This is a genomic window from Mesorhizobium sp. ESP7-2, from assembly GCF_020164715.1.
GTDB lineage: Bacteria > Pseudomonadota > Alphaproteobacteria > Rhizobiales > Rhizobiaceae > Mesorhizobium.
Genome location: NZ_JAIUGQ010000055.1, coordinates 1 through 22,861, shown reverse-complemented (window position 1 = coordinate 22,861; position 22,861 = coordinate 1). Strand labels below are relative to the sequence as shown.

The window sequence follows — 22,861 nt, the reverse complement described above, 5'->3', positions numbered from 1 at the left end:
GCGAAGAAACGGGCCTTGCAGTCCGACACAGTTACCTGAGGCGGTCACGGCTTTTGGCAGAAAGCGGATGATGCCCTGATGATCAAGCGTCCGCATCGGGTCAGGTGAGGACAGAGCCTGCGCCGACGCCTTCAGACCTTTTCGAACCGTCGTTTCAATGGGCTTCAACCGAAGTTGCAACTCGGGTGGGAGTGAAGCCAAGCTGACGAGATAATGCTTGCCGGCGTTGCCACCCTTACCGTGAACAACGCGCACCTCCAGGGCGTGCCCTCGCCAGTTGCCACGCTTTCCAAACTGCCTGCCGCGAAATTCCTGCCGACTTGGCGAGCAGGTTGAGTGGGACCAATTCTTTCCTCGACATCGTGCGCTAGTCCCTAGCGGCGGAACGGAAACCACCGGGTAGCAGCTCGAGTTATCCCTGGCGTGACAGCCAAACCTTGGATCTCCACTCGGCCTCAGGAAGCCTTACGGATGTCAGCCATTGGCCGCAGTTCGTTTCGCGAGGGTGTGGAAGGTGACCGGTGACAGTGGAAGGGAGAGATGGGCCTTGGCAGGTAGGGCTGCGGCCTTGGTTTACCATCCTGAGGTCATGGGTTGACCAATCCGCTGCCGACCGTAAGCGGGTTTACCAACTAGGACGCCTAATTCCATGGAAATCCAACCACCTAATGCCAGTCCGGAATTAACTGTCATTGAGGCATTGGTAAACCTAGTGTTAAGATCAGAAGACTCCTACCCTAGGCCTGAAAATGCTCTTGTTTTCAATCGTATAGGCCACACACGTGCAAGCCATAATCCCGGACTGGTAAACCCCACAATATGTCAGATAATTCCGGACATCACAAGCTATTGGCCTGTAACTTCCTGGTCGAGACGACCAGGTCATGTGGGTTCCGCCCCAGCGATTTTCGAGTTTCGAGCAAGCTTGTTCGATCCCGTGGACGCTCGTTTCGGAAGAGCTACATTTTCGGAAAGTCCACCAGTTCCGCACCAACCGCAAAGCCTACGAGGACATCGGCGGGAACCGAATGAGCAAGAAGCAGGAGGCCATCGGCAGGACGGTCGCTCCATTCGGCGCGTTCGAAGATGTGGTGCCAGCCATAGAAGGCTTCGTGCGCACCTATAATCACACTGCGCAGGGCAAGAAGAGCGCGCTCAAAGGCCTCTCAATCTCGGCTCGCACAAAGGCAAGGCGGTGCGCCGCGCCATACGCGCCGCCGGCGCCAGGCTCTTCTTCCTGCCGAAATACTCGCCCGATCTTAATCCGATCGAACAGCTCTTTTCAAAACTCAAGCACTGGCTGAGAAAGGCAGCAAGCCGCACCGTCCAAACCGTTTGCGACGCGATCGGCCAAATTCTCAACCGCATCACACCGACAGAATGCTCACACTACTTCGAAAACTCCGGATATGGCCGAAACTAAACTCATCCCGCTCTAGGTCTGGAAGCGTGCCAACCGGGCAAAGGCGGTCCGGCATTTCGTCGAAGTCGCAAAAAACTTCCCGCGCGCGGCTGAGTGCCTGCCTGTGCTTGCGAACGCGCTCAGCACCCCGGCAGGTTCACGGCGAGACCTCCGAGGCTGGTTTCCTTGAATCTTGTGCTCATTTCCACGCCGGTCGCCTCGATGCAGTTGTCGAGCGGCATGAAATGGGAACCGTCGCCGCGCAATGCGAGCGAAGCGGCCGCGACTGCCTTGGTCGGGTCATGCCGAGGCGGTGTTCCAGCGCTATTTCGGCCGCGTTCTCCATCTGCTCCGGGGTGGTCAAGATAGTGGTGCAATACCGCCGGCACGACCCCGGCGGCTCCATTGGTCGGCGCTGTGACCACTTTGGCGCCGCGATGTCAGCGGGAGGAAGCGCGAAGAGTCCCAGGATTTGCGTTGAGAAGCTCCCAAGCTTCGCCTGCTGTAACAGGTCGGCTGAATAGAAAGCCTTGGGCTTGTTGGCAGCCTTCATTGGCTAGCATGGTCTGCTGCAATTCATCCTGAACGCCTTCGGCCGCGACGGTCAGACCCAAGCCCGACCCTAGCCCGATCAACGCACGGACGATCGCGGCGCTCTCTGGATTATTGGCCATCGCTTGCACGAAGCTGCGATCGATTTTTATGGTGTCAAGCTTGAAATTGCGCAGATGGTAAAGACTCGAATATCCTGTACCGAAGTTATTGAGGGCGATCTTGACGCCGGTTTCGTGAATGTCGCCGAGGACACGTTTGGTGGCTTCGAGGTCGGCAACCAAGGCACTCTCAGTTATTTCCAATTCGAGGCGGGACGCTGGCAGTCCGCTTTCACCGAGAATGGCCATGATGCGGAGTCCGAGTGTATCGTCCTTAAGCAGCGCCGGAGGAATGCCGAAGGATAGGGTGACATTCTCTCCCCATCCGGCCGCATCGGTGCAGGCCACGCGCAGGAGATCGTCCACCAGCGGCTGAACGACACCGGCCGCCTCTGCAATGGCGAACAGACGCACCGGGTCAAGCTCTCCACATTGGCTATGAGCCCATCTCGGCCCAGCTTCGAAGCTGGTGATCACGCCGCTTTTCAGGTCGATCCGCGGTAGGTAGATGACCTCGAGTTCTTTCACGCCTATCGCGGCACGAAGGTCGCGCTCCAGAATGTCCCGCTCGCGAATGTGGCGATCCATCTCCTCCTCAAAGAAACGGAGCGCGCTTGGCTTCACAGCCTTGGCGCGATAGAGCGCAACGTCAGCTTTGCGCAGCAAGGTTTCGGCTTCGACCCCATCAGCAGGGGCCAGCGCAATGCCGATCCCAGCACCTATCACATGCTCGCCGGAACCCGTCTGCAGCGGGTCTTTTAGGGCCTCGATCATCCTCAGGGCCAGCGTTGCGGCCTCTTCGGCGCCCGCAAGATGACGCGCCAGCACCGCGAACTCGTCGCCTCCCAGCCGCGCGATCATATCGGGTTCCCGAATGGCCTTGCGAAGACGGATCGCCGTCTTGACCAGCACTTCATCCCCGACAGGATGGCCATAAACATCGTTGATGCGCTTGAACCCGTTGAGATCAAGCATGAACACCGCATGCACGGCGTCCGCACCGGGAAGTGCTGCCAATGCCGCCTTCAGTGCCGCATCGAATTGGCGCCGATTTGGCAGCCCGGTAAGAGTATCTTCGAATGCAAGGATACGGGCTTCCTCTTCGGCCGCTCGCCGGCGACCAATCTCACGCCTTTGCGCGCGAAGCCGCGACCATGCGAACAATGCAAAGCCGAGAGCACAAACGGCGAAGACCTCGTCAAGTTCGAAGGTCAGCTTCCGCTCACCACCGGATTCGTTCGGGAAAATGTCATACTGCCATATCGCGAAGGTCGCGACTATCAGGACAGCAGCGATCATTGCCATATCGGTCAAGGTGAAGCGATGGCGTATGATCATCTCTTTCAGTCTGGTCCAGAGTGAGGAATTCATGGTCGTGCTCCGGCCGTCAGATTGGCTCACTTGCCTGAACGACTGCTTAAGACCGTCGGAATATTGCATTGTTGGCATCGCATCGGAGAACTGGGCATTGGGCGCACGGGAATATCCGCATCACTGTGAACCAGGCGCCCTCGCGCGAAGCAGGTTCGTCTACCAAAGCCGTTCCTCGCTGCTCTGGCATGTCCCTAAGGCGATTGTGCAATAACCTGTTGCACAATGTCGCGCTCGGGAAAGGCCTCGGCGAACGCCCTCATATATTTCAGGCTTCTGGAGGAGAGACCCGTCATCTCCGGGAAGTCGCGGGGCAGGTCAGCAGCCAGGCGATCAACGATGCGTGCCCCCAGCCAGCATCGCGTTGTCTGTTCAGGATGTCGCGGCCGATGCTCCAATAGAGAAGGATCAGCTCTTGGTTGACGGGTAGAGCGGCCCTGAGGCGAGCGGGAGCATGAAAAAATTGGGGGTCTCGTCGGCTCTGAGTTAGCCTGACCGCCATGTCCGGGATCGGAACAAGAACTGCTCAAAATCGTACGCTAAGGGCGAACGGAGCGAGAACCCGAGTGCGATATCGGCCGCCTTGCACTTGATCTCTGTGGATAGCGTAGCCAAGGCCGACGTATGTGCCGCCCAGTTTGACATCGTTCCATCGAGTATCGTGATGGAGCCGGGCGATCGCATACGGAAGCTTCTTAAAGAGCAAGATCGGCAAGCACTTTTCAGTGTGCCGACCGATGAGGACAGCCTCATCCGACTCTATTCGCTGTCATCGGCTGACCGGCTTGAGATTGGCCTTCGCAGGCGGAACACAATCAGCTCGGCTTTCCTGTTCAGCTTTGCCTGATGCGCCACCCAGGCAGAGTGCTCGCCGCCGGAGAGACTCCGCCTCGCGCAATGCTGACGTATGTTGCCGATCAGGTTTTCCTGCGAGCGCTGGAAATTCTCCGAGATTGCAGGCGCGCATATCATTGGGACGGTGGGAGCAGATGATCGTGAGGGCAACGCCACGCCGGCATGGCTGGCCAACGACTTTAAGCGAGTCCCCGGCTACGCGCTGATCGTGGCACAGGTCATCAAGCTCTGCCAGAAGCTCGCCGACGATGCAGTGTCGATGTTATCAAACTGATGGGTCGGCTGTTTTCGCAAGCCAGTAACCGCAAGAAGCAGCGACACATGGACTGCAGGCCGAATAGCGCCAACGCGCTGCGCATGTTCCTCGACACAATCACAGCCCTGCAGTCCGCCAACGACTATGGCCAGAACGCATTGGAGGTTCTCGATCATGAAGTTGGATGGCACCGGCTGCTCCGGATGAAGCCTGAGCTAGAGTCAATGGTCGAGGACAACGAGGCGTCGCCATTGACCTTAGCGACCGAGCAAGATGCGACTGTCAACGAATATGCCGGTGCCTTCCTGCAGGCGTTCACGTTCCGCTCAGCGCGCCGCCACGATCTGCTTCTTGCAGCGACTGCGTTGCTGAGACGGCTCTATGCTGAGAAGCGCCTAGCGCTGCCGGAACGCGTCCCCATAACTCACCTCAGCCAGGGCGGCGACCGCAAGCTCACGTCCCACGCGGGCGCGGTAAGATGAGACACCCCCCAGGGGACTTCGCGCGTGCCAGTTATCCGATCACCCGCTTAGAAATTTTACCAAATATTTCCCCTGGCTTTGTACGATTCCGGCTCTTGATTTTTTCAAACAGCAGCATGACGAATCGACGCCTGGGTAGGAGGCGATCATGGGTACTCAGACATCCCGTCTACCGTCACACACCGCCGGCGACATCATTTCGGTAGTGTTGAAGGACGTCGCCGTGGGCAGTGTGGTCTCCGTTAAGGAAACCCTCGAAGCTGTTCGTAGGGTCGGTCCTCAGCTAACCCAGACGGACTGTGATCTGGTTGAGTTGAATCGCAGCGATGGATCAGGTGTTCTTGGTCTTCGACCTTCACGAGTGACGGTACCCCCATGTCGCTCCTTTGGTTCAGCCCTAACGTCCCAGTCAGGACGGACGCCGGGCATCGCTACAATTGCAACAACGTCCAGGGAGCCATCGCGGAACTCCTGAAGTGGTCCAAACGCGGCCCTAAGTGGCAGATAGCGGCGGACCTTTGCCTCGACGCGCTGGACCATAAAGTCAGACCCGAGGTTGTCCGAGAAGCCTTCCGTGAGGCTGCCGAGGAGGAGGGCAAGCTGCTTACCAACCTATAGGTGGTCCTGGACGCTATTCAAAATTGGTTCGGACCACGTTCGAGGTCCGCCAGGAGTAACCCGCTCCATTCAATGCAACCCGACGCCAATGACTACGGTGATGCCGACCAGTACAAACACCGCGATCAGGGCAAGCTCAAATGGGCTCCCACCATTCCCAGTATTGTCCGGCATTTTGCTTGCTCCCAACCCCAGGAAACATGGCGCGAGGTTAGCATAGGAAAAACGTCGTTTAAAGATTTCCTTGGTGAATGGACACTCTTGACTATGTGCACTGCAGCTAATGTATTAACTGCATGTCGCTCCATTGGTTCTCCCCAGCGGTTCCCGTAAGGACCACCGAGCCCGGCGTCCGGTTCAATGTCAACAACGTTGAGGCTGCAGCCGCAGAACTTCTGAAGTGGTCCAAGCGTGGCCCACACTGGGACCGTGCGATGAGAGTTTGCATGGCCGCTCTGGCTGACTTGGCGACACCTCAGGAGGCCAGAAGGTGCTTCAGGCTGGCTGCCAAGGCGGAGGGGGTGATGCTCTCCGAATAACAAAGTTATTGACCCATGACGGCTGTCTCGACGGTGGGTCGCCGCGCGCCGGTCCGCCATGGGCTTGCTCGACGCTCAGGTCAGCAGGACAGACGAGCGATGATCTTCGCTGGCCTCAATGCTCGGATCGAAGGTATGACGGCTTCTGGTACTTGGAAGGTCCTCAGATTCTGAGCTTTGGATGTGGAGCCCGGTATCGCTGCCTCTGCGGAAGCAATGTCTTTTGCACTCACCTGCAGCGACTTGCAGGCTCCCTTCTTTCCCAAAGATTCTTGGCAACCGCGCTTCCCACCGCCGCCGTGATGGCAGTGGGTGCGACATCGTTTGGCGACTTGGCGCGTCGCGATCAACGCCTTGATTGCCTCGCCGAGGATCGCTGCGGAGTCGTCGAACTCGACGCCACGGACTTGGTCGAACCTCTTCTCCGTGCTCGTCAACGATGCAGTGATGCGCAATGAAGATCCAGTCGTGGACCATGTAGGCTGGCGTAGCCCCAAGGCGAGAGCCCTTTGAAGACCTGCGCGATCTTCGGGATTGAGCCGCCGTCCGTGTACTTGAGCTTGATCGTGCTTCCTGGTGCTGCCGGAGCTGCCCGATGGAAGACTAAGAGGTCGTGAGGGTCGGGCACGAACAGGAAATTCCCGTCGCCGGAACTGTTGCCTTCACCGACCCACATGACGAACAAGCTGCCGGATATCTCACCGGTGGTGAGCTTCTGGTAGTCTATGGAACTGCATCCGGCTGCCGTTGCAACTGCGAGCGCGATCACGCTCGTAATGAAGAGACCTGCAAATCGCCGAGACAAGCGGATCAGATCGTTGAATGTATTGTGCTGCATCGTTCCACCACCGTTGAATAGGGTGCTGATGGTATAAGACGCTGCCAAACGAACGGACGAAGTCAGAGAAAACCGGACCAATGGTTCTCGGCGACAATCGAGATTGGCAACCCCTCGTCGCGCCAGGCGGTCGCTTTGAAAATCTTGTCGCCAAACGATGAGTGCTTCCAAGACTCCGTGGCGTAGGCACCGATCACGAGCACGTCGGTCTTTTGCGTCAAACTACCGGCGCGGCCGCCACGATCCGCTACGGCCTGCTCGCAGTATTTTCGCTGGCCATAAATGAACGTCCCGGTGAAACAGTACGACCGGCCCTCAAAGGTCAAATGCGGAGGCGGATTGCAAAGGGGCAGGGTGGTCGGCTTCAACACTTCCCCGAGTTCGAAATCTCGGTTCGAGAAGCTGCTCAGCGTATCGAGAAGTTCGGTGTGTTCATCGGCATCGAGCACGCCGTCCGCAAGGATTTCATTGACCCGTCGGTACAAGTTCCGGACGATCGGCTGATCGCTAATCTCGACATTGGGATCGATCACTGAACGGCGATTTAGCCGGCTGAAATCGATCGGAGGATGAGGTTTGACGCGAGCCTGTCGCTTCTTAAGGCTGGGTCACCAAGTTGGCCTTGAAATCAACCTCATGTATGCACCCCGAGCGTTTGCAGCAGACCATCGAAGGTTACAGCATTATTCTCCAGACGCACATCGACCTGAACATCAGAGCTCGCGCGATGTGTGCGGATGTTGCTTGGACTGTAACCGAACTGCTGCGTGAAGGCGCGGCTGAAATTTGCGGCCGAGTCGTAGCCTATCGCTAGGCTCACTTCGGCAATCGTCCGCCGGTCGGACGGATCCGCCAGCATTCTGTGGGCCGCCAGAAGACGATGTTGCCGCATGTATTTCGCGACACCGCCAACGGATTCGAAGAGTTCGTAGAGCCGTGTTCTCGATATTGCAAGCTCGCGGCTCAAGGCATCGGGCGTCAGGTCCGACGAGATGAGGTTCTTGCGGATTAAGCGCCTCGCCCGCGTCATCATGCCGATCTGCGATACACGCTCGCTCTCACCACCGCGATTTAGGAATGGTGTCGTCGTATCGAAGATCACTTCTAGCAAGCGACTCTTGATGCTCGGCAGGTCATCCTGGGCGAGACTACCAAGATTAGTCTCAAGGCCAACCATGTGATCGTACATCAGCTTCACCCTCCGACCACCAAGGACGGTATTGCTGCTTGCCGGCGGCAGGCCACCGCGGTCCGCAAACTGATCGTCCGGAACGATAAGCGTGAGTGACTCCGACTCGAGAGCACGCCCGCTGAATGGGTTACCAAGCGAGCGGATTTCCATCATGCCGGGCTCGTTTTCAGTCACCCGTCCGTCGATGCCGGTCCATGAGCGGCCAGTCCTGAGAAAGGTAATCAGCCAGTGGTCGAGCGGACTGAACCGCACCATGTCCAGCGAGCGTTCGTAGCTGAAGGCAGGCACGGTCTGTTGCAACAGCAACATTCCGCCGAGGTTCCAAACCGCCTGCCGGACGGGGAACCCATCATCCGGTGCGACGTTGTCGGGCAGCCGCGCTTCCGCCAGCGAGGAGATATGTTCCCGCCAAGCGGGGAACTGCTCGGGACGAGGAAGGCTTTCCGTTTCGAAGCGCAGCGCAACGAGGGACGCTGCGGTGTTCTCGTCCTTGCCGAGAGGCTCTTGAGACACGCGCGGCCAGCGTCGTCGTTCGACGGACACTGGCGGACGGTGGGGCACGTTGTTTTCTTCAGGCATCTTGCAGTCCAGTCACTGCCCGGAATGCGGCTAACCAAACCCCTAGAACGGTTTTCGTTAAAGTTCTCCTATTTTTGTTCGTCGGCAGACTTTCTGCACGCCGATTCGATAAGATGAAGTTTACCACCCGTTTTCGCGGCGGTCACGGCATGGCCGGCGACGCAGACGGCGCCGGGAATCTGACACGGCGGCGATTGTTCTGATCTGAACAGCGCATCGAAGCATCTGCTCCACCAATTGCAAGGGACGTAGCCGCAAGCATCGGCAAGGCCCGCGAGCCTATTAGCGGCATCTCGCAAGGCAAGCATAGCAGATCGTCCGAGAAATGGACGTTTTGATAAGTATCCGGATTTCCCGATATCGCGCCCCCCGGGGCAAACTGCTAACTCCGGCATCAGTCGGGTCATGAAAGACAACTGTGGATTGTTCCGGATCTTCACGAGTGACGAAGATCAGAAAGTCGTCTTCTGGGAGTTAGTGAGGCAGGCGGCAATGAGTATAGTTTTCAGCTCCAAAAATCTCAAACCTATGTCTACTTCTAAGCGCAGGATACTTATAGCAGGTGGTGCAGGGTTCCTAGGATCCCATCTCTGCGAACGGCTGCTGATCGAGGGCCATACTGTCATTTGCGTGGACAATTTTTCAACCGGCCGGTTGGAAAATCTGCGCCATCTCCTGGGCTTCGAAGGGTTCAGCTTCGTGCGTCACGACATCGTGGAGTCGCTCGATCTGCCGGTTGACGAAATCTACAACCTGGCCTGCCCTGCTTCGCCGCCACATTACCAGCTTGACCCGATCCATACGATGAAGACGAGTGTGATCGGTTCGATCAACCTCCTGGAACTCGCTGTGCGCAATCATGCGCGGATATTCCAGGCCTCCACCTCAGAAGTCTACGGCGATCCGCACGTTCACCCGCAGCCGGAAGCTTATTGGGGCAACGTGAATTCGTTCGGTCCGCGGGCCTGCTACGACGAGGGCAAGCGCTCGGCCGAGACGCTGTTCTACGATTTTCACAAGCAGCATGGCCTCGACATCCGCGTGGTGCGCATCTTCAACACCTACGGTCCGCGCATGCGTCCCGACGACGGCCGCGTCGTGTCCAATTTCATTGTCCAGGCCCTCAAGGGCGAGGACATCACGGTATATGGCGAGGGGTCGCAGACGCGTTCGTTCTGCTATGTAGACGACCTGATCGAGGGCTTCCACCGGCTGATGTACTCAGAGCCGGCCATCCACACACCCGTCAACATCGGCAACCCGGGCGAGTTCACGGTCCGTGAGCTGGCGGAGCGCATCATTGCCATGACGGGCACCAAGTCCAAGATCGTTTACCACCCGCTGCCGGTCGACGATCCGCGCCAGCGCCGGCCCGATATCTCGGTTGCCAAGAAAGAACTCGGCTGGGAGCCGACTGTAGCACTGGAAGACGGCCTGGCGTCGACGATCACTTATTTCGAACGCCAGCTGACCAAGACTTCCGCGAAGCTCGTAGAGGCTGCTTAAATGTCCGCGAACACTGTGCTTGTGGTCGGTGGGGCAGGCTTCATAGGCAGCCATACGTCCAAACTGCTGTCGAAGCAGGGCTACGAGCCTGTCGTCTACGACAATCTCTCGACCGGGCATCGCGAGGCGGTGCGTTGGGGAGCGTTCGTCGAGGGCGACATCCTCGACATGGCGCGCCTGATCGCTGCGATCGAGGAGCACAAGCCGTCTGCGGTCATCCATTTTGCCGCCTCGGCCTATGTCGGAGAGTCCGTCGAGAACCCGGCCAAATACTACCGCAACAACGTCGCCGGCACACAGTCCCTGTTGGAAGCATGCCGCCTGACGGGCACGCGGAACGTGGTCTTCTCATCGAGCTGTGCCACCTACGGCATTCCCGGCAACCTGCCGATCCAGGAACGGGAAGTCCAGCAGCCCATCAATCCCTACGGCCGCACGAAGCTAATCGCGGAACATATGCTCGCCGACTATTCGGCCGCCTATGGTCTGCGTTTTGTGGCGCTACGCTATTTCAATGCGTGCGGCGCCGATCTCGATGGCGAGTTGAAGGAAGCTCATGATCCTGAGACGCACCTCATTCCGCGAGCGATGATGGCTGCCGCCGGCACGATCGATTGTCTCGAGGTTTACGGCAACGACTACGATACGCCGGACGGCACCTGCATCCGTGACTACATCCATGTCCTCGACCTGGCTCGCGCGCATGTTCTGGCGGTCGAACGTCTCAGCAACGACGGTGCAAATCTGGCGGTCAATCTCGGTACCGGCCGCGGAACGTCCATCCGTGAAATCCTCGATGCCATCAGCCGCATCACGGGTCGCAACGTGCCGATCGAGATGCGTGCTCGCCGGGCCGGCGACCCACCGGCGCTTTATGCGGACCCTTCGTGCGCGGCCGAAAAGCTCGGGTTTCTTGCGGTCTATTCGGACCTGGACACGATCATCCGCTCCGCGGCTCCCACCTTCGGCCTCGAGCTACGGGGATGAGAATGTCCCGGCTCGAAATGCCCACAAGGAAGGATCCCTTGATGGTTCCGATATTCATCGGCCGCAAACGCGTCGAATATGCCATCGGCGTCGCGATCTGGGCGGCGGCGCTGATCTATTACTGGCAATGGTGGATACTGGACGCTGTCCACACCTACCTTCTCGGTTCAATCCTGGTCAGCACACTACTGGCATGGATAACCGTTCTTCCGGTCTACTTCATCACCATCTTCTTCAATGCGCGGAAGCCCGCCGGACCGTTGCGCCTTCCGGTCGGGAGCCGGGTTGCGATGGTGGTGACGAAAGCTCCGTCGGAGCCGTTCCACGTCGTGGCGGAAACCTTGCTGGCGATGCTGGCGCAGAGCGTGCCGCATGACACCTGGCTCGCGGACGAGGATCCGTCGCCCGAAACGCTGGCTTGGTGCCGCGACCACGGCGTGTTCGTCTCCACGCGCAAGGGGCGTGCCGACTATCATCGTCAGTCCTGGCCTCGCCGCACGCGGTGCAAGGAAGGCAACCTCGCCTTCTTCTACGATCACTATGGCTACGCGGGCTATGATTTCGTGTCGCAGCTCGATGCGGATCATGTTCCCGAGCCCGACTATCTGTTCCAGATGCTGCGTCCGTTTGCGGACCAGGCCGTCGGCTATGTCTCGGCGCCCAGCATCTGCGACCGCAACGCACATGAGAGCTGGTCCGCCCGCGGACGGCTCTATGTCGAAGCAAGCATGCATGGTTCGCTCCAGGCCGGCTACAACGGTGGCTTCGCGACGGTCTGCATCGGATCGCACTATGCCGTACGTACGGCCGCGTTGAAGGAAATCGGTGGCCTGGGCCCCGAACTCGCTGAAGATCATTCGACGACGCTTTTCATGAACGCGCATGGCTGGCGCGGAGCGCATGCGCTGGATGCCATCGCCCATGGCGACGGCCCACGCACCTTTGCTGACCTCGTCACGCAGGAGTTTCAGTGGTCGCGCAGCCTGGTGATGATCCTTCTCCAGTACACGCCGAAGCTGATCGGCCGCATGCCGCTGCACTTGAAGGTGCAGTTTTTGTTCTCCCAGTTCTGGTATCCGCTGTACGCGTTCTTCCTGGCCATGATGTTCCTGCTGCCGGTGATCGTCCTGGCCCACGGCGATAATTTCGTCAGCGTGACCTACCCGGACTTCCTGCAGCACTTCATGCCGCAGTCGCTGATGATACTGATCATGGCGTTCTGGTGGCGGGCAAGCGGAACGTTCCGGCCCGTCGACGGCAAGATCCTGAGCTGGGAGGCGATGCTGTTTCTGCTGGCCCGCTGGCCCTGGGTTCTGGCGGGAACCTTCGCGGCGTTCCGCGACTGGCTGACCGGAACCTTCGTCGACTTCCGCGTCACTCCCAAGGGCGCGGCCGATGTCGGTGCGCTGCCGCTGCGTGTTCTGGCGCCATACCTGTTCGTGGTGCTGATATCGATCCTGCCGGTGCTGCTCGTCCATGACAACTATAAGACCCGCGGCTTCTACGTTTTCGCCATCGTGAACGCGTGCTTCTACATACTGCTGCTGGTGATGATCGTAGTGCAGCACGCACGTGAAAACACGGTCCGCTACCGTACCCGCCTCTATCAGCCAGCGCTCGCCGCCAGCCTGCTCGCCCTGGTCGCGCTGCCGACCTTCGCTACCGCCGAAAGGGGTCGTGACGGCATCGAGGCGCTCGCCTGGGGAACGCGTAGCTTCACGCTCTTCGACGATCGCTTCTCCGTGGCCGGCGCAGGCGTCGGCGGGCGCGATACGCACAAGACCATATTCAGTCCACGCTGGCGCCAAGGCGATGCCGGCGAACAAAGTCAGCAATAAGAAGGAATCTGTTCACATGAAGATTGCGATCATCGGAACCGGCTATGTCGGATTGGTGAGCGGTACCTGCTTCGCTGCCTGGGGTAACCAGGTCGTCTGCGTCGACAAGGATGCCCAGAAGATCGAGGCACTTCGGCGCGGCGCCGTGCCGATCTACGAGCCGGGCCTGGACGAACTGGTTGAGCGCAATTCGGTCGCCGGCCGTCTGAGCTTCACATGCAACCTTGCCGAGGCCCTCAAGGGAGCCGCGGTCGTGTTCATCGCGGTAGGCACGCCGCCGCGTGCCGGCCACGGCGATGCCGACCTTTCCTTCGTCTACATGGCCGCTCGTGAACTGGCGCCCCTGATCGACGACAATACAGTCGTGGTGGTGAAGTCGACCGTGCCCGTCGGGACAGGGGATGTTGTTCACAAGATCGTCGGATCGGCGCGCAAGGCCGGGACTTTTTCGGTTGCCTCCAACCCCGAGTTTCTTCGCGAAGGCGTCGCCATCAAGGATTTCCTGGAGCCTGACCGGGTGGTGATCGGCGTCGAGGACAAGGTCGCCGAGGAGCGCCTGGTCGCGCTTTATGGAATTCCGCTGGAGGCTAAGAAGACGCCGATCGTCGTCACGCGCCGCCGCACGTCGGAACTCATCAAGTACGCCGCCAATGCTTTCCTGGCGACCAAGATCACCTTCATCAACGAAATGGCCGACCTGTGCGAGCAGGTTGGCAGCAATGTCGGCGAACTGGCGCTGGGCATGGGCCTCGACAAGCGTATCGGGACCAGCTTCCTGAATGCGGGCCCAGGCTACGGGGGCTCGTGCTTCCCGAAAGACACCATGGCGCTTCTGCGCACCGCGCAGGACTATGGCGTGTCGGTGCGTATCGTCGAGGAAACCGTGACGGCCAACGAAGCCCGCAAGCGCCGGATGGCCCTGAAGGTCATGGACGCTCTCGACAACGACGTGCAAGGCCGCACGATCGCCGTTCTAGGTCTCACCTTCAAACCCGACACCGATGATATGCGCGACGCGCCATCGGTTCCGCTGATAGAGACGCTGCAGCGTTTCGGCGCCCAGATCCGCGCCTATGACCCGGTAGGCGCGGAGAATGCCAGCCGCATCCTGTCGGACGTCGAACTCCACGACGATGCCTATGAATGCGCGCGCGGTGCGGACGCCGTGGTCGTCGTCACGGAATGGGACAGCATCCGCAAACTCGATCTGGCGCGTCTGAAGGGAGTCATGCGTCAGGCCGTCCTGATAGATCTTAGAAACGCCTTCGCTCCAGGCGTTGCCGAAGCGCTCGGTTTCCGGGTTTCGGCAATCGGTCGCCCAACGCTCCGACAGGAGACGACCGGCAGGGGCCTGCGCACGCATTCGGGTCTCAAGGCGGCATCGACATCGCAGCAAACTCATTCAGAGAGCATGGGAGGCTCCGTTGTTAACACGTAAGAACACCTCACGTTTCAACCGCTTCGCCAACGCCCTGGGCGCCTTGACGCTCACGTGGCTTGTCGGATCGGTCTTGAGCGCTTCAGCGCAGGAAGTCGTGTTGCCCAAGGCGGCGCGCGTCATGACGCCGGCCGAAATTCACGCCCTCTACCACGACAGGAGTTGGCGGTGGAAAGCTGGCGCGGCTTATCTGGTGGACGAGGGTCGGCGGTTCAGCGCCTGGGTCGATGACGGCACCGGCAAGTCCTGGGCAGAAGGTCATTGGATTATCACCGAGACGGGACAGATGTGTCTCAATGCGACGTGGCATTCCAAGGCTGGCCAATTCCCGGCGATGACCTGCTTTTCGCACCGCGTCGATAACGGGACAATCTATCAGAAGCGCGAGCCAGACGGCAGATGGTACGTCTTTCGCCATGCCCAGCCTCGCGACCAGGACGAGGCAAAAAATCTGGTCCGTAAGGACCTCGTGTCAACCCATATCTCGGCTGTGAAGACTGCTCTTGACTGAGAGCAGCTCTCTGAACAGTAAAAAGGAGAATACTGTGAATAGCTTTTTGAAGACAACCTTCGTCCTGTTTGGGGGTGTGGTCATTTCGGGCGCCGTCTACGCGGCGAGCGGTGTATCCGGCGCCAGTGTGGACAGTCGGAACCCGTTCCAAGATAAGCGTCCGTTCATCGCGGCTGATGCCGTCACGCCCGGTGCTTACGATCCGCATGGGGACTACACCAACGACGCCAACTCCAAGATCGAGCATATCTTTCTTCCCTGGGAAGACGTGGATCTGGCAACCCTTAGTGTTGCGGACGATTACGCCAGGCAACGCGGCCGGTCGTTGCTGCTCACCATCGAGCCCTGGTCGTGGGCCCGCGATTGGCGCGTCAGCCCAGAGAACCTGCTGGGCGGAATTCTCGCTGGTCGCTACGATTCCAACATGTCCGCGGTCTGCTCCGCGGCGGCACAGCTGAAGAGTCCGGTTACCATCCGCTGGGCGCAAGAAATGGACGACAAGACCGGCCAATTCACCTGGTCGTTCTGGAATGCGGATGGCTATGTGAAGGCCTACAGGCACGTGATCGACGTCTGTCGCAAGGACCTGCCGAACGCCAAGTACATGTGGTCGCCTAAAGGGGACGAGGGTCTTCAGGCCTACTATCCGGGTGACAAATACGTCGACGTGATCGGCCTGTCAGTCTTCGGCTATCAGCCATACGACAAGCTGGAAGTCGGCCACGATACGACATTCGTGGAGCGAACGAAGCCGGGCTACGACCGCGTGGCTGGTTTCGGCAAGCCAATTGCCATAGCCGAGCTCGGCTACGAAGGCGACGACAGCTATGTGCGGAACTGGGCTTCGGAAGCGAACAAGCCGCATGCCGAATTCCCCGCCATGACTGCCGTGGTCTACTTCAACGACCTGGAAGTCTATCCTTGGCCGCGAAACGTCGGTCGGCCTGACTGGCGCGTGGCAGACCACCCGCTGAATCTGACGACCGAAACCAACGGAGCGGCTAAGCCAACTTCGAATTGACCCGCTCATCTCTTGGTTCTTCGCGATTTGCGGACGGACCTTCCTCCTGCCACGTATTGGAAAACAAGCAAATGTCTTCAGTCCATTCTACTGTTGTAAGTACGGCGCTGGTCGTGGTCCTCCTCACGGCTGGCAACGCCGCAGCAGCGCCGAAGCCGGCTGTCGATGACATCGCCAAGCTCGCTGCGGCCGCAGCTCCCATGAAGGCGGATGCGGTTGAGCAGCTTTATGCCAACCGCACCTGGCTGTGGGAGAAGAACGGAGCCGGATACTTCTCCGAGAGCAAGCAGGGCCGGAAGCGGTTCGTGGCGCGAACGCAGACCAGTTATGGCGAAGGCGACTGGTACGTAACCAGCGGCGGCAAGCTCTGCATGCGCGCGCTCTGGACCGCCAAGAACGACCGCGCAAGCGGCGTCATCACGTGCTTCCTGCATCGCGAAAAGGATGGCATCGTCTACCAACGGCCCAGCCTCGGCGGCCAGTGGTATGTCTTCCGCAACAACCCGGTGGGCAAGAATGACGGCGTGCGCAAGCTGGTGAAGGGCGATCGGGTCATCAAAGAGCTCTAATGCTCTCAACTTCCCTAAATGGAGTATGGCCGCGCCTATCCCGGCGCGGCCATACTGTCAGAGTTATCGCAAATCACACGTCCGGCTGCTTGAAAGTGCGCATATAACAACGCGACTTCTGACCGAAGCCGCTTGGGGTGCAGACGTAGGGATTGTTGTGCAGGTACTGCAAGAACGAGATCTTGCGCACCGTCGCGGGATTCTTGTTGTACCGGACCATGCCGTTGATCCGGTACTTTACCAGATAAACAGTTCGCGTTTCATCGCGCGACTTGCGAACTTCTCCCGCCTGCGCGCTGGTGCCGACAACCAGCGAAAGGCCGAGACCAAACGCGACCGCCGCAGCCCACTTCACACAATTCGAAAACATTTTTCCACCTCCAAGTTTTGTTCTTGGGGTGGTGTTCGCACGGCCGGTCATAAAATTCCGGCCGAAAAGTCGTTAAAATTGTAAGCCTATCCTCGAGTATGCTAATGGCCGTTATCTGCGCGATTTTGCCTTGACCGGATCAGTCCGATTACGGCCCCTGAGCAGTGATGCTGGCGATCCGGTTTCTCCTCCGGCCAATCATGGCCTAGGAGAACTCACATGGGTCACTCTCAATATGATGATGCTAGCCGCGAGCGCTCAGCTTGGAACGCTGGAAAGAAGGTGGGAACCAAGCGTCCGCTCACGCAGAAACAGAACGCTAGCTCATCCTATTTCGGGAGCAAGCCATTTCGGCTCGTCCTGCCGAACCTCGGTGGTCTCTATGAGCACATCGAGGCCTATATCGATCGCCACCGGCGAGTGGCGACTTCGTTGCGCGAAGTGCGATTCAGGCGGGATTTGCAGTTGATTTTTGACGCGGGCATTCCTTGATCGCGAGCTCGGCCGCGCGAGCCGCCGAACGTATCTGTCAAGAAGCACTCGCAGCACTTTCTTGTCGGCGCTGTTTAAGTCGCGGCTGGCCGACGAACCAAGGGCAACACATCAGTTGCGTCACTCCAAGGACGGGCACATCGCCGCCCGCCGACGGGCGTGGTGGGCTCTCCGCAGGCGCGACCATCGCGAACAGCTCACCTCTTTGGTTCCGTTCCGAAATCGCTTCTGGGCGGCCCGGCAAAGTCCGCAGGGCGGGCCGTGTTCGTCTATCCGGCGTCAAGCCTCTCCTAGGCATCAGACAGGCGGGTGTCGGGCCAACACCAATCCATTTTTGCGTCGAATCTCTGAACGAGTTTAGTTTTTCACGCATCCATCGAGGGTGGGCACATGCCAGTTTATCAATGAGCTAAAGAAGCTGGGGTGTTCGATTCCTCCGAAGTCGCTCTGCTGCGTTTTCGAGAAGTTGAAAACCGAGGGCCAATCGCCAGACCGGCGTGAAGCGCTCGCATCCCGCGTTATAGCAAACTATCAGGCCGGGATTAGAGACGAGGAAGAACTTGCGGCGGTCTCCAAACTGCCGCTGGGGCGGTGAAGTCCATCCGTATGAATGCAACCCGTCTCAACGTCCGCTCAGCGATCGTCTGCCGAATGGCGGGTATCCGCCGACCTCGCCCCCAATAGCGGGCCGTCTGGCTCCGGCCCCAGGGCAGAGGTGGCGGGCGAGATGACCATCGATATAGACACGGCACCCGGCGTCGGGGCAGAGTGTTGACGCCCTCTGTTCGGTTCCAAATCTCCCGAAAACCAGGATTGAAAAAGACAGCCAGGAGGATATTCACGGTCAACGTTCAGCTAAGTGGAGAGTGTCAGTTTCTTCACCTGGTATGGTGGCCGAGGCTGTTGGAAATCTAGGGGACAGGTCTAGGCAGAGGTTTCGCAACTTAGTCGTCAAGCTGATCGAGGACGTCGCTAAGGGCATGCGCTAGCGCGACCACCACGCTTGGATAGATGTTTCAGATCGCTTCCTGATCAAGGCCTCCCGCTCAAACCGGAATGTCCGCTCTTGTCCGCAGCCAGAACCTGCCGGTCCGATCGCCACCCCAACAGGTCATTCGGAACATGCAAGCCGACCAAGTGGCGACTGAAAATCCTAACCTCGCGACCGCAGAGTTCATGGTTTGTGCCCCGAAAGTCGCATAATTGGAACTGCGGCTGCTTCCGTCTCATATCACCGACGCGATACCGCCCTTGATCAGGACTGGTTCTGTCGTCTCGCCGAGCGTTATGAGGTCGGATATGACCCCAGTTCTCCCGCATCAGACGTTCGGACGCCAATTCGGCAAGGTCGCGATCCGTATCAATTGATGCGATGGAAGACGTGCAACTGACTTTCGGAGGTCAGAAGTTCTCTTGAGCTGCTTCGTGCGACAGCGACGCGATCGAACTGACCACGTGACTCGCCATCGACGTAGGGAATGCCCTGAGCCGGGCAGGGGCCCTTAGCGAGGCTTACAAGAACGATACCGGCGCGCCGGTGCCGTTCAAGGCGATTCCGTCCGTGCCCAACTTCGAACTTTGACAGCTGTTGCATTTCCGTGCCGTGTTGGCGCCGATCCATCGCGCTGAACTCTGTGCTGAGCTCCAAACGCCCGGCGTCTATCCCACCTACGCCAAGAACATCACCACCGCCTACGACGACACCAAGGCCGGGATCGCGGACGCCATGACGCGTGCCGTTCACCTGCGGGCTTGTTCGAGCCGTCTAACGGCACCGATTATACCGGCGTCGACATTCTCGCCGGGATCGTTTGGGGTCATGCCGTCCACGTCGATCAAGAGAACGGAATACGGCCCGGCCTGACGTTCGAGGGCGACATCCACGCCGGCTACGGCATGAAGGTCGGTTCAAGGATCCCGACGGGAATATCCTGAACCTGGTGGGCAATAGCGTCGCCCCGGACGCAGGCAGGCCACATCATGCGGCCACCCGCGTGGCGAGGTAGGTCAGCGCCGAAATCGCCGCTGTCGCCGGCAGGGTGATGACCCACGCCACTACGATGTTGCCGGCTATGCCCCAGCGTACGGCCGAGACGCGGCGGGCGGCGCCGACGCCGATGATGGCGCCGGTGATGGTGTGCGTTGTCGATACCGGAACGCCGAGCCAGGTGGCGGCAAAAAGCGTGATCGCACCGCCGGTCTCGGCGCAGAAACCCTGCATCGGGTTCAGCCGGGTGATCTTTGAGCCCATGGTGTGGACGATGCGCCAGCCGCCGAACAGCGTGCCCAGCGCCAGGGCCGACTGGCAGGTAATGACCACCCAGACCGGTACATAGAAGGTCTGGCCGAGCACACCTTGCGAATAGAGCAGCACGGCGATGATGCCCATAGTCTTCTGCGCGTCATTGCCGCCATGTCCCAGCGAATAGAGCGACGCGGAAAAGAACTGCAGCACGCGAAACGTATTGTCGACGGCGAACGGCGTCTGGCGCACGAACAGCCAGGAGACGACGAGAACGAGGATGAGCGCGAGAACAAATCCGCTCGCCGGCGAGAGCACGATGGCCGCGACCGTCTTGCCGAGCCCCGACCAGACGATGGCGCCGGTCCCGGCCTTGGCGACACCAGCGCCGACCAGCCCGCCGATCAGCGCGTGCGAACTGCTCGACGGAATGCCGGCGATCCAGGTGACGATGTTCCAGACGATGGCGCCGACAAGCGCCGCGAAGATGACCGCCGGCGTGACGATGCTGACATCGACAATGCCCTTGCCCACGGTCTCGGCGACATGCAGGCCGAAGACCGTAAAGGCGATGAAATTGAAGAAAGCCGCCCAAAACACCGCGTAATGCGGTTTGAGCACTCGGGTGGAAACGATGGTCGCGATCGAATTCGCGGCATCGTGCAGGCCGTTGAGGAAATCGAAGAACAGCGCAACGGCAACAAGGCCGACCAGCAGGGGAAAAGCGATCGTGGCGTCCATCGCCTAAACGTTCTCGATCACGATGCCGCTGATCTCGTTGGCGACGTCCTCGAACCGGTCGACCACTTTCTCCAGCTGGCCATAAATCTCCGAGCCGATCAGATAAGCCATAGCATCGCCGCGGCCGCGCTTGAACAGGTCCTTCAGGCCCTGCTCATGCAGATCGTCGGCGCGGCCCTCGACGCGCATCACCTCCTCGGCGATGGCGTTGAGGCGCACTGCGTTTGCGCCTACCTTGGCGAGCAACGGGATGGCCTCCGCGACCAATCGAGCAGCTTGGATGATAACGCCACCCATTTCCCGCATCAGGGGGTCGAACTCCCTCACCTCGAACAATTTCACCGTCTTGACGGTCTTGTGCATCGTGTCGATGGCGTCATCCATCGACTGGATCAGGTCCTTGATGTCGCCGCGGTCGAAGGGCGTGATGAAGGAGCGCCTGACGGCAAGCAGGACCTCGGCCGTGATGCCGTCAGCCTCGTTTTCGAGATCGACGATCTTTTGGGACCATCGATCTATGTCCCTGCCCTGGAGAAGCTGCTCAAGCGCCTCGGCGCCGCCGACCACCGTGCGCGAATGCCGTTCGAACAGCTCGAAGAAGCGATCCTCGCGCGGCAACAGTCTGCGAAACCAACCCAGCATCTTGTCCACCCAGTTTCCGCCTATCACACATAGCGCCATGCGACGCAGGATAACAGATAAGCCGGCTTAAAAATGCGGTCGAGGTTCGATTAGGGCGGTGTCTCACCGTCTGCACACTGGCGAACCAAGACGCGTATCGAAGGCGTGCCCGATCCGGTGCATGTCGGGCACGCCAACCTCACCATGCGCATGGCTAACCGCCGCTTCACGCGCCCGACCAATGCCTCTCAAGAAGTTCGACGACCACGTCCACATGGACGCCATTTACAACGGTCTGGTACAACTTCATCAAATGCACAAGACGCTGAAGATGACGCCGGCAATGGCGGCAAGACGCTCTGTCGATGGAAGACCATTGTGAGAAGACGGACGCCTTGGCACCCGAAGCACGGCCCAAAAGAAGGCTGCCTAAGCGGCGACTATCTGCCCTTGTCTTTGCGGACTATCGACAGCTTCGGCCCGTGGGCTTCCCGAATGATCTTGGCGGCTTCGTGGATGGTGATCCCGCACTTGCGGGCGTAGTAGGCCGCTTCCGCTACAAGTTCGGCTTCTACCGGCTCTTCAACGGCATGCTTGGCCTTAGGTTTCGCCTTCTTCCCCATGACGCGAATCATAGCACATTATGGGCCTTGGATGAACGACCGCTTCGGCGGGTGGTCGAACTGCAGCTTCTGAAGGGCCTCAATTACGACACCTCTTTCGCGCGCTCCAAGGACTGGGAAGAGTTCGCCAAGGCCGGCGCGCGCCAGATGGATTTCGCGTTCACAGTCTGTAACGACGCAGCCAACGAATCCTGTCCGATTTGACCGGGTCAGCCGATGACGGCGCTTTGGGGCGCGCCCCGATCCGGCGGCGGTGGAAGGCACCGAGGCCGAAAAGCATCTCGCCTTTGCTGATGCCTATCGAATGCTCAACAACCGGATGTCGATCTTCGTCAGCCTGCCGATGAGCAAGCTTGGCAAGCTCGCTCTGCAAAAGAGCCTGGATGAGATTGGTTACAACCTACCCAAGGCAGGCTGAACTGATGAGCGCCGATTTGCCACGCCTTGTGGCGGAAGCACTGGGCACTGCAATCCTCGTCGCGACTGTTGTCGGCTCGCTGGAACTGTTCGCCGGCGAGACGGGCAGCTTCTTCCTCCGGTGCTTTGAATAGGGCGGCGGGCATTTCCATATAGACGCGCCGAGCACGCCCTGGGCTATCAATTCCTGCTTTAGCTCGCCGTAGGAGTTAGCGCCCTGATACCCCGCATCTTTGAGTGCCTCGCTATTGAATCAAGTCTGGCAGGCCGCTTAAAGGCAGAAGGCGAAAGACGACGAGGTTCGAAGGAATTTTGACACCTCGCTTCGCTTTAGCAGCTTTGCGCCCCCATCCGCGCGCCTTCCTTCGCCCACTTGCAGGCAATGGACTACCTACGCCGGGGATATGTCTGCCGAGGTCTCAGCGATCATCGGTACGCTCGACATCGTGAAATCGACCGATAGCTGCGATCGGTCGGGATGGCATGTCCGAACCTGGCGCCTTCGGCTATGAATTCCGCCGCCGCATGAATTCCTCGGTGCCGGCCCCCGGCCGAAAACAGCGACATCGTTGCCTGCGAAACCGCTTGAGCGTCAGGACTGCCCTCCGCGAACCCATGCTCGCGCAAACGCGATCGAAAAACCTGCTTCAGCAGTTTCATATCGTCCGCATAGGTAATGCCGCTGTCAGAAATGAAAGGG

Annotated in this window: 21 protein-coding genes and 4 pseudogenes; 15 read left to right on the top strand and 10 right to left on the bottom strand. The window is 59.3% G+C overall.

The window, feature by feature from the left end; all coding sequences use genetic code 11:
• Positions 1–1,168: 1,168 nt before the first annotated feature.
• Positions 1,169–1,423, top strand: a pseudogene (locus LB543_RS30930) (transposase); the annotation flags it as partial.
• A gap of 119 nt (positions 1,424–1,542) precedes the next feature.
• On the opposite strand, the pseudogene LB543_RS30925 reads toward LB543_RS30930, so the two are convergent.
• The 3 genes and pseudogenes from LB543_RS30925 to LB543_RS34245 form a co-directional block, all read right to left on the bottom strand.
• Positions 1,543–1,836, bottom strand: a pseudogene (locus LB543_RS30925) (L-serine ammonia-lyase, iron-sulfur-dependent, subunit beta); the annotation flags it as partial.
• Positions 1,837–1,842: 6 nt separating this feature from the next.
• The gene (locus tag LB543_RS30920) at positions 1,843–3,426 is read right to left on the bottom strand and encodes a putative bifunctional diguanylate cyclase/phosphodiesterase (RefSeq protein WP_224616907.1); all 1,584 of its coding nucleotides are present in this window, start codon (positions 3,424–3,426) and stop codon (positions 1,843–1,845) included.
• Between the two features lie 194 nt (positions 3,427–3,620).
• Entirely contained in the window at positions 3,621–3,824 is a 204-nt protein-coding gene (locus LB543_RS34245) for a DUF1016 N-terminal domain-containing protein (RefSeq protein ID WP_411908801.1), read from the bottom strand.
• Between the two features lie 266 nt (positions 3,825–4,090).
• Between LB543_RS34245 and LB543_RS30910 the strand changes: the two are divergent.
• From LB543_RS30910 to LB543_RS30900, 3 genes and pseudogenes are all read left to right on the top strand, one after another.
• A pseudogene (locus LB543_RS30910) lies at positions 4,091–5,007 on the top strand (DUF4158 domain-containing protein); the annotation flags it as partial.
• Positions 5,008–5,394: 387 nt separating this feature from the next.
• Complete coding sequence (locus LB543_RS30905; RefSeq protein ID WP_224616905.1) at positions 5,395–5,637, top strand: DUF982 domain-containing protein; 243 nt, start codon at positions 5,395–5,397, stop codon at positions 5,635–5,637.
• 296 nt (positions 5,638–5,933) lie between these two features.
• Positions 5,934–6,176, top strand: a complete 243-nt coding sequence (locus LB543_RS30900; protein ID WP_224616297.1) for a DUF982 domain-containing protein — start codon at positions 5,934–5,936, stop codon at positions 6,174–6,176.
• A 433-nt stretch (positions 6,177–6,609) separates the two neighbouring features.
• Here LB543_RS30900 and LB543_RS30895 read toward each other — a convergent pair whose 3' ends face one another.
• From LB543_RS30895 to LB543_RS30885, 3 genes are all read right to left on the bottom strand, one after another.
• Positions 6,610–7,014, bottom strand: coding sequence for a hypothetical protein (locus LB543_RS30895; protein ID WP_224616903.1), 405 nt, complete (start codon positions 7,012–7,014; stop codon positions 6,610–6,612).
• A gap of 62 nt (positions 7,015–7,076) precedes the next feature.
• Positions 7,077–7,547: a BRCT domain-containing protein gene (locus tag LB543_RS30890; RefSeq protein WP_224616901.1), complete on the bottom strand. Its 471-nt coding sequence runs from the start codon at positions 7,545–7,547 to the stop codon at positions 7,077–7,079.
• Positions 7,548–7,648: 101 nt separating this feature from the next.
• A complete protein-coding gene (locus LB543_RS30885) occupies positions 7,649–8,785 on the bottom strand; it encodes a helix-turn-helix transcriptional regulator (protein ID WP_224616900.1) in 1,137 nt (378 codons plus the stop codon).
• Between the two features lie 492 nt (positions 8,786–9,277).
• Between LB543_RS30885 and LB543_RS30880 the strand changes: the two genes are divergently transcribed.
• The 7 genes from LB543_RS30880 to LB543_RS30850 all read left to right on the top strand — a co-directional run bounded on the left by LB543_RS30880 (position 9,278) and on the right by LB543_RS30850 (position 16,655).
• Positions 9,278–10,291, top strand: a complete 1,014-nt coding sequence (locus tag LB543_RS30880) for a UDP-glucuronic acid decarboxylase family protein (protein WP_224616925.1) — start codon at positions 9,278–9,280, stop codon at positions 10,289–10,291.
• Positions 10,292–11,278 carry a UDP-glucose 4-epimerase GalE gene (gene galE / locus LB543_RS30875; protein WP_224616898.1) on the top strand — a complete coding sequence of 329 codons (987 nt, stop codon included), beginning with the start codon at positions 10,292–10,294 and terminating at the stop codon, positions 11,276–11,278.
• Positions 11,275–13,116 carry a glycosyltransferase gene (locus LB543_RS30870; RefSeq protein WP_224616896.1) on the top strand — a complete coding sequence of 614 codons (1,842 nt, stop codon included), beginning with the start codon at positions 11,275–11,277 and terminating at the stop codon, positions 13,114–13,116. Before galE ends, LB543_RS30870 begins: the two co-directional genes overlap by 4 nt.
• A 16-nt stretch (positions 13,117–13,132) precedes the next feature.
• Positions 13,133–14,554 (top strand): UDP-glucose dehydrogenase family protein, encoded by a 1,422-nt coding sequence (locus tag LB543_RS30865; protein WP_224616894.1) that lies wholly within the window; start codon positions 13,133–13,135, stop codon positions 14,552–14,554.
• Positions 14,541–15,065, top strand: a complete 525-nt coding sequence (locus LB543_RS30860; protein ID WP_318013022.1) for a DUF995 domain-containing protein — start codon at positions 14,541–14,543, stop codon at positions 15,063–15,065. Before LB543_RS30865 ends, LB543_RS30860 begins: the two co-directional genes overlap by 14 nt.
• Positions 15,066–15,099: 34 nt before the next feature.
• On the top strand, positions 15,100–16,086 hold the full coding sequence (locus LB543_RS30855; protein WP_224616892.1) for a glycoside hydrolase family 26 protein: 987 nt from the start codon (positions 15,100–15,102) through the stop codon (positions 16,084–16,086).
• 71 nt (positions 16,087–16,157) lie between these two features.
• Positions 16,158–16,655, top strand: coding sequence for a DUF995 domain-containing protein (locus tag LB543_RS30850; RefSeq protein ID WP_263498891.1), 498 nt, complete (start codon positions 16,158–16,160; stop codon positions 16,653–16,655).
• Between the two features lie 73 nt (positions 16,656–16,728).
• On the opposite strand, the gene LB543_RS30845 is transcribed toward LB543_RS30850, so the two are convergent.
• Positions 16,729–17,025: a hypothetical protein gene (locus LB543_RS30845; RefSeq protein WP_224616888.1), complete on the bottom strand. Its 297-nt coding sequence runs from the start codon at positions 17,023–17,025 to the stop codon at positions 16,729–16,731.
• A 219-nt stretch (positions 17,026–17,244) separates the two neighbouring features.
• On the opposite strand from LB543_RS30845, the gene LB543_RS30840 reads away from it, so the two are divergent.
• Together LB543_RS30840 and LB543_RS30835 are read left to right on the top strand one after the other, a co-directional pair.
• Positions 17,245–17,517, top strand: coding sequence for a hypothetical protein (locus LB543_RS30840; protein WP_224616927.1), 273 nt, complete (start codon positions 17,245–17,247; stop codon positions 17,515–17,517).
• 1,588 nt (positions 17,518–19,105) lie between these two features.
• Complete coding sequence (locus tag LB543_RS30835; protein ID WP_224616887.1) at positions 19,106–19,381, top strand: hypothetical protein; 276 nt, start codon at positions 19,106–19,108, stop codon at positions 19,379–19,381.
• Between the two features lie 114 nt (positions 19,382–19,495).
• Here LB543_RS30835 and LB543_RS30830 read toward each other — a convergent pair whose 3' ends face one another.
• Entirely contained in the window at positions 19,496–20,500 is a 1,005-nt protein-coding gene (locus tag LB543_RS30830; RefSeq protein ID WP_224616885.1) for an inorganic phosphate transporter, read from the bottom strand.
• A 3-nt stretch (positions 20,501–20,503) separates the two neighbouring features.
• The gene (locus tag LB543_RS30825; protein WP_224616922.1) at positions 20,504–21,142 is read right to left on the bottom strand and encodes a DUF47 domain-containing protein; all 639 of its coding nucleotides are present in this window, start codon (positions 21,140–21,142) and stop codon (positions 20,504–20,506) included.
• A gap of 662 nt (positions 21,143–21,804) precedes the next feature.
• On the opposite strand from LB543_RS30825, the pseudogene LB543_RS30820 reads away from it, so the two are divergent.
• Positions 21,805–22,162 (top strand): annotated as a pseudogene (locus tag LB543_RS30820) (arsenate reductase ArsC); the annotation flags it as partial.
• A 4-nt stretch (positions 22,163–22,166) separates the two neighbouring features.
• A complete protein-coding gene (locus LB543_RS33975; RefSeq protein ID WP_263498890.1) occupies positions 22,167–22,295 on the top strand; it encodes a hypothetical protein in 129 nt (42 codons plus the stop codon).
• Positions 22,296–22,587: 292 nt separating this feature from the next.
• Here the strand turns inward: LB543_RS33975 and LB543_RS30815 are convergent.
• A partial coding sequence (locus LB543_RS30815) for a hypothetical protein (RefSeq protein ID WP_224616884.1) occupies positions 22,588–22,861 on the bottom strand: 274 nt, incomplete at its 5' end.

Bases quoted from the DNA above. Each gene is read 5' to 3' on its own strand.
- LB543_RS30920 (WP_224616907.1), bottom strand. From the start codon at position 3,426: ATGAATTCCTCACTCTGGACCAGACTGAAAGAGATGATCATACGCCAT.
- LB543_RS30905 (WP_224616905.1), top strand. From the start codon at position 5,395: ATGTCGCTCCTTTGGTTCAGCCCTAACGTCCCAGTCAGGACGGACGCC.
- LB543_RS30900 (WP_224616297.1), top strand. From the start codon at position 5,934: ATGTCGCTCCATTGGTTCTCCCCAGCGGTTCCCGTAAGGACCACCGAG.
- LB543_RS30895 (WP_224616903.1), bottom strand. From the start codon at position 7,014: ATGCAGCACAATACATTCAACGATCTGATCCGCTTGTCTCGGCGATTT.
- LB543_RS30885 (WP_224616900.1), bottom strand. From the start codon at position 8,785: ATGCCTGAAGAAAACAACGTGCCCCACCGTCCGCCAGTGTCCGTCGAA.
- LB543_RS30880 (WP_224616925.1), top strand. From the start codon at position 9,278: ATGAGTATAGTTTTCAGCTCCAAAAATCTCAAACCTATGTCTACTTCT.
- galE (WP_224616898.1), top strand. From the start codon at position 10,292: ATGTCCGCGAACACTGTGCTTGTGGTCGGTGGGGCAGGCTTCATAGGC.
- LB543_RS30870 (WP_224616896.1), top strand. From the start codon at position 11,275: ATGAGAATGTCCCGGCTCGAAATGCCCACAAGGAAGGATCCCTTGATG.
- LB543_RS30865 (WP_224616894.1), top strand. From the start codon at position 13,133: ATGAAGATTGCGATCATCGGAACCGGCTATGTCGGATTGGTGAGCGGT.
- LB543_RS30850 (WP_263498891.1), top strand. From the start codon at position 16,158: ATGTCTTCAGTCCATTCTACTGTTGTAAGTACGGCGCTGGTCGTGGTC.
- LB543_RS30845 (WP_224616888.1), bottom strand. From the start codon at position 17,025: ATGTTTTCGAATTGTGTGAAGTGGGCTGCGGCGGTCGCGTTTGGTCTC.
- LB543_RS30840 (WP_224616927.1), top strand. From the start codon at position 17,245: ATGGGTCACTCTCAATATGATGATGCTAGCCGCGAGCGCTCAGCTTGG.
- LB543_RS30830 (WP_224616885.1), bottom strand. From the start codon at position 20,500: ATGGACGCCACGATCGCTTTTCCCCTGCTGGTCGGCCTTGTTGCCGTT.
- LB543_RS30825 (WP_224616922.1), bottom strand. From the start codon at position 21,142: ATGCTGGGTTGGTTTCGCAGACTGTTGCCGCGCGAGGATCGCTTCTTC.
- LB543_RS33975 (WP_263498890.1), top strand. From the start codon at position 22,167: ATGAGCGCCGATTTGCCACGCCTTGTGGCGGAAGCACTGGGCACTGCA.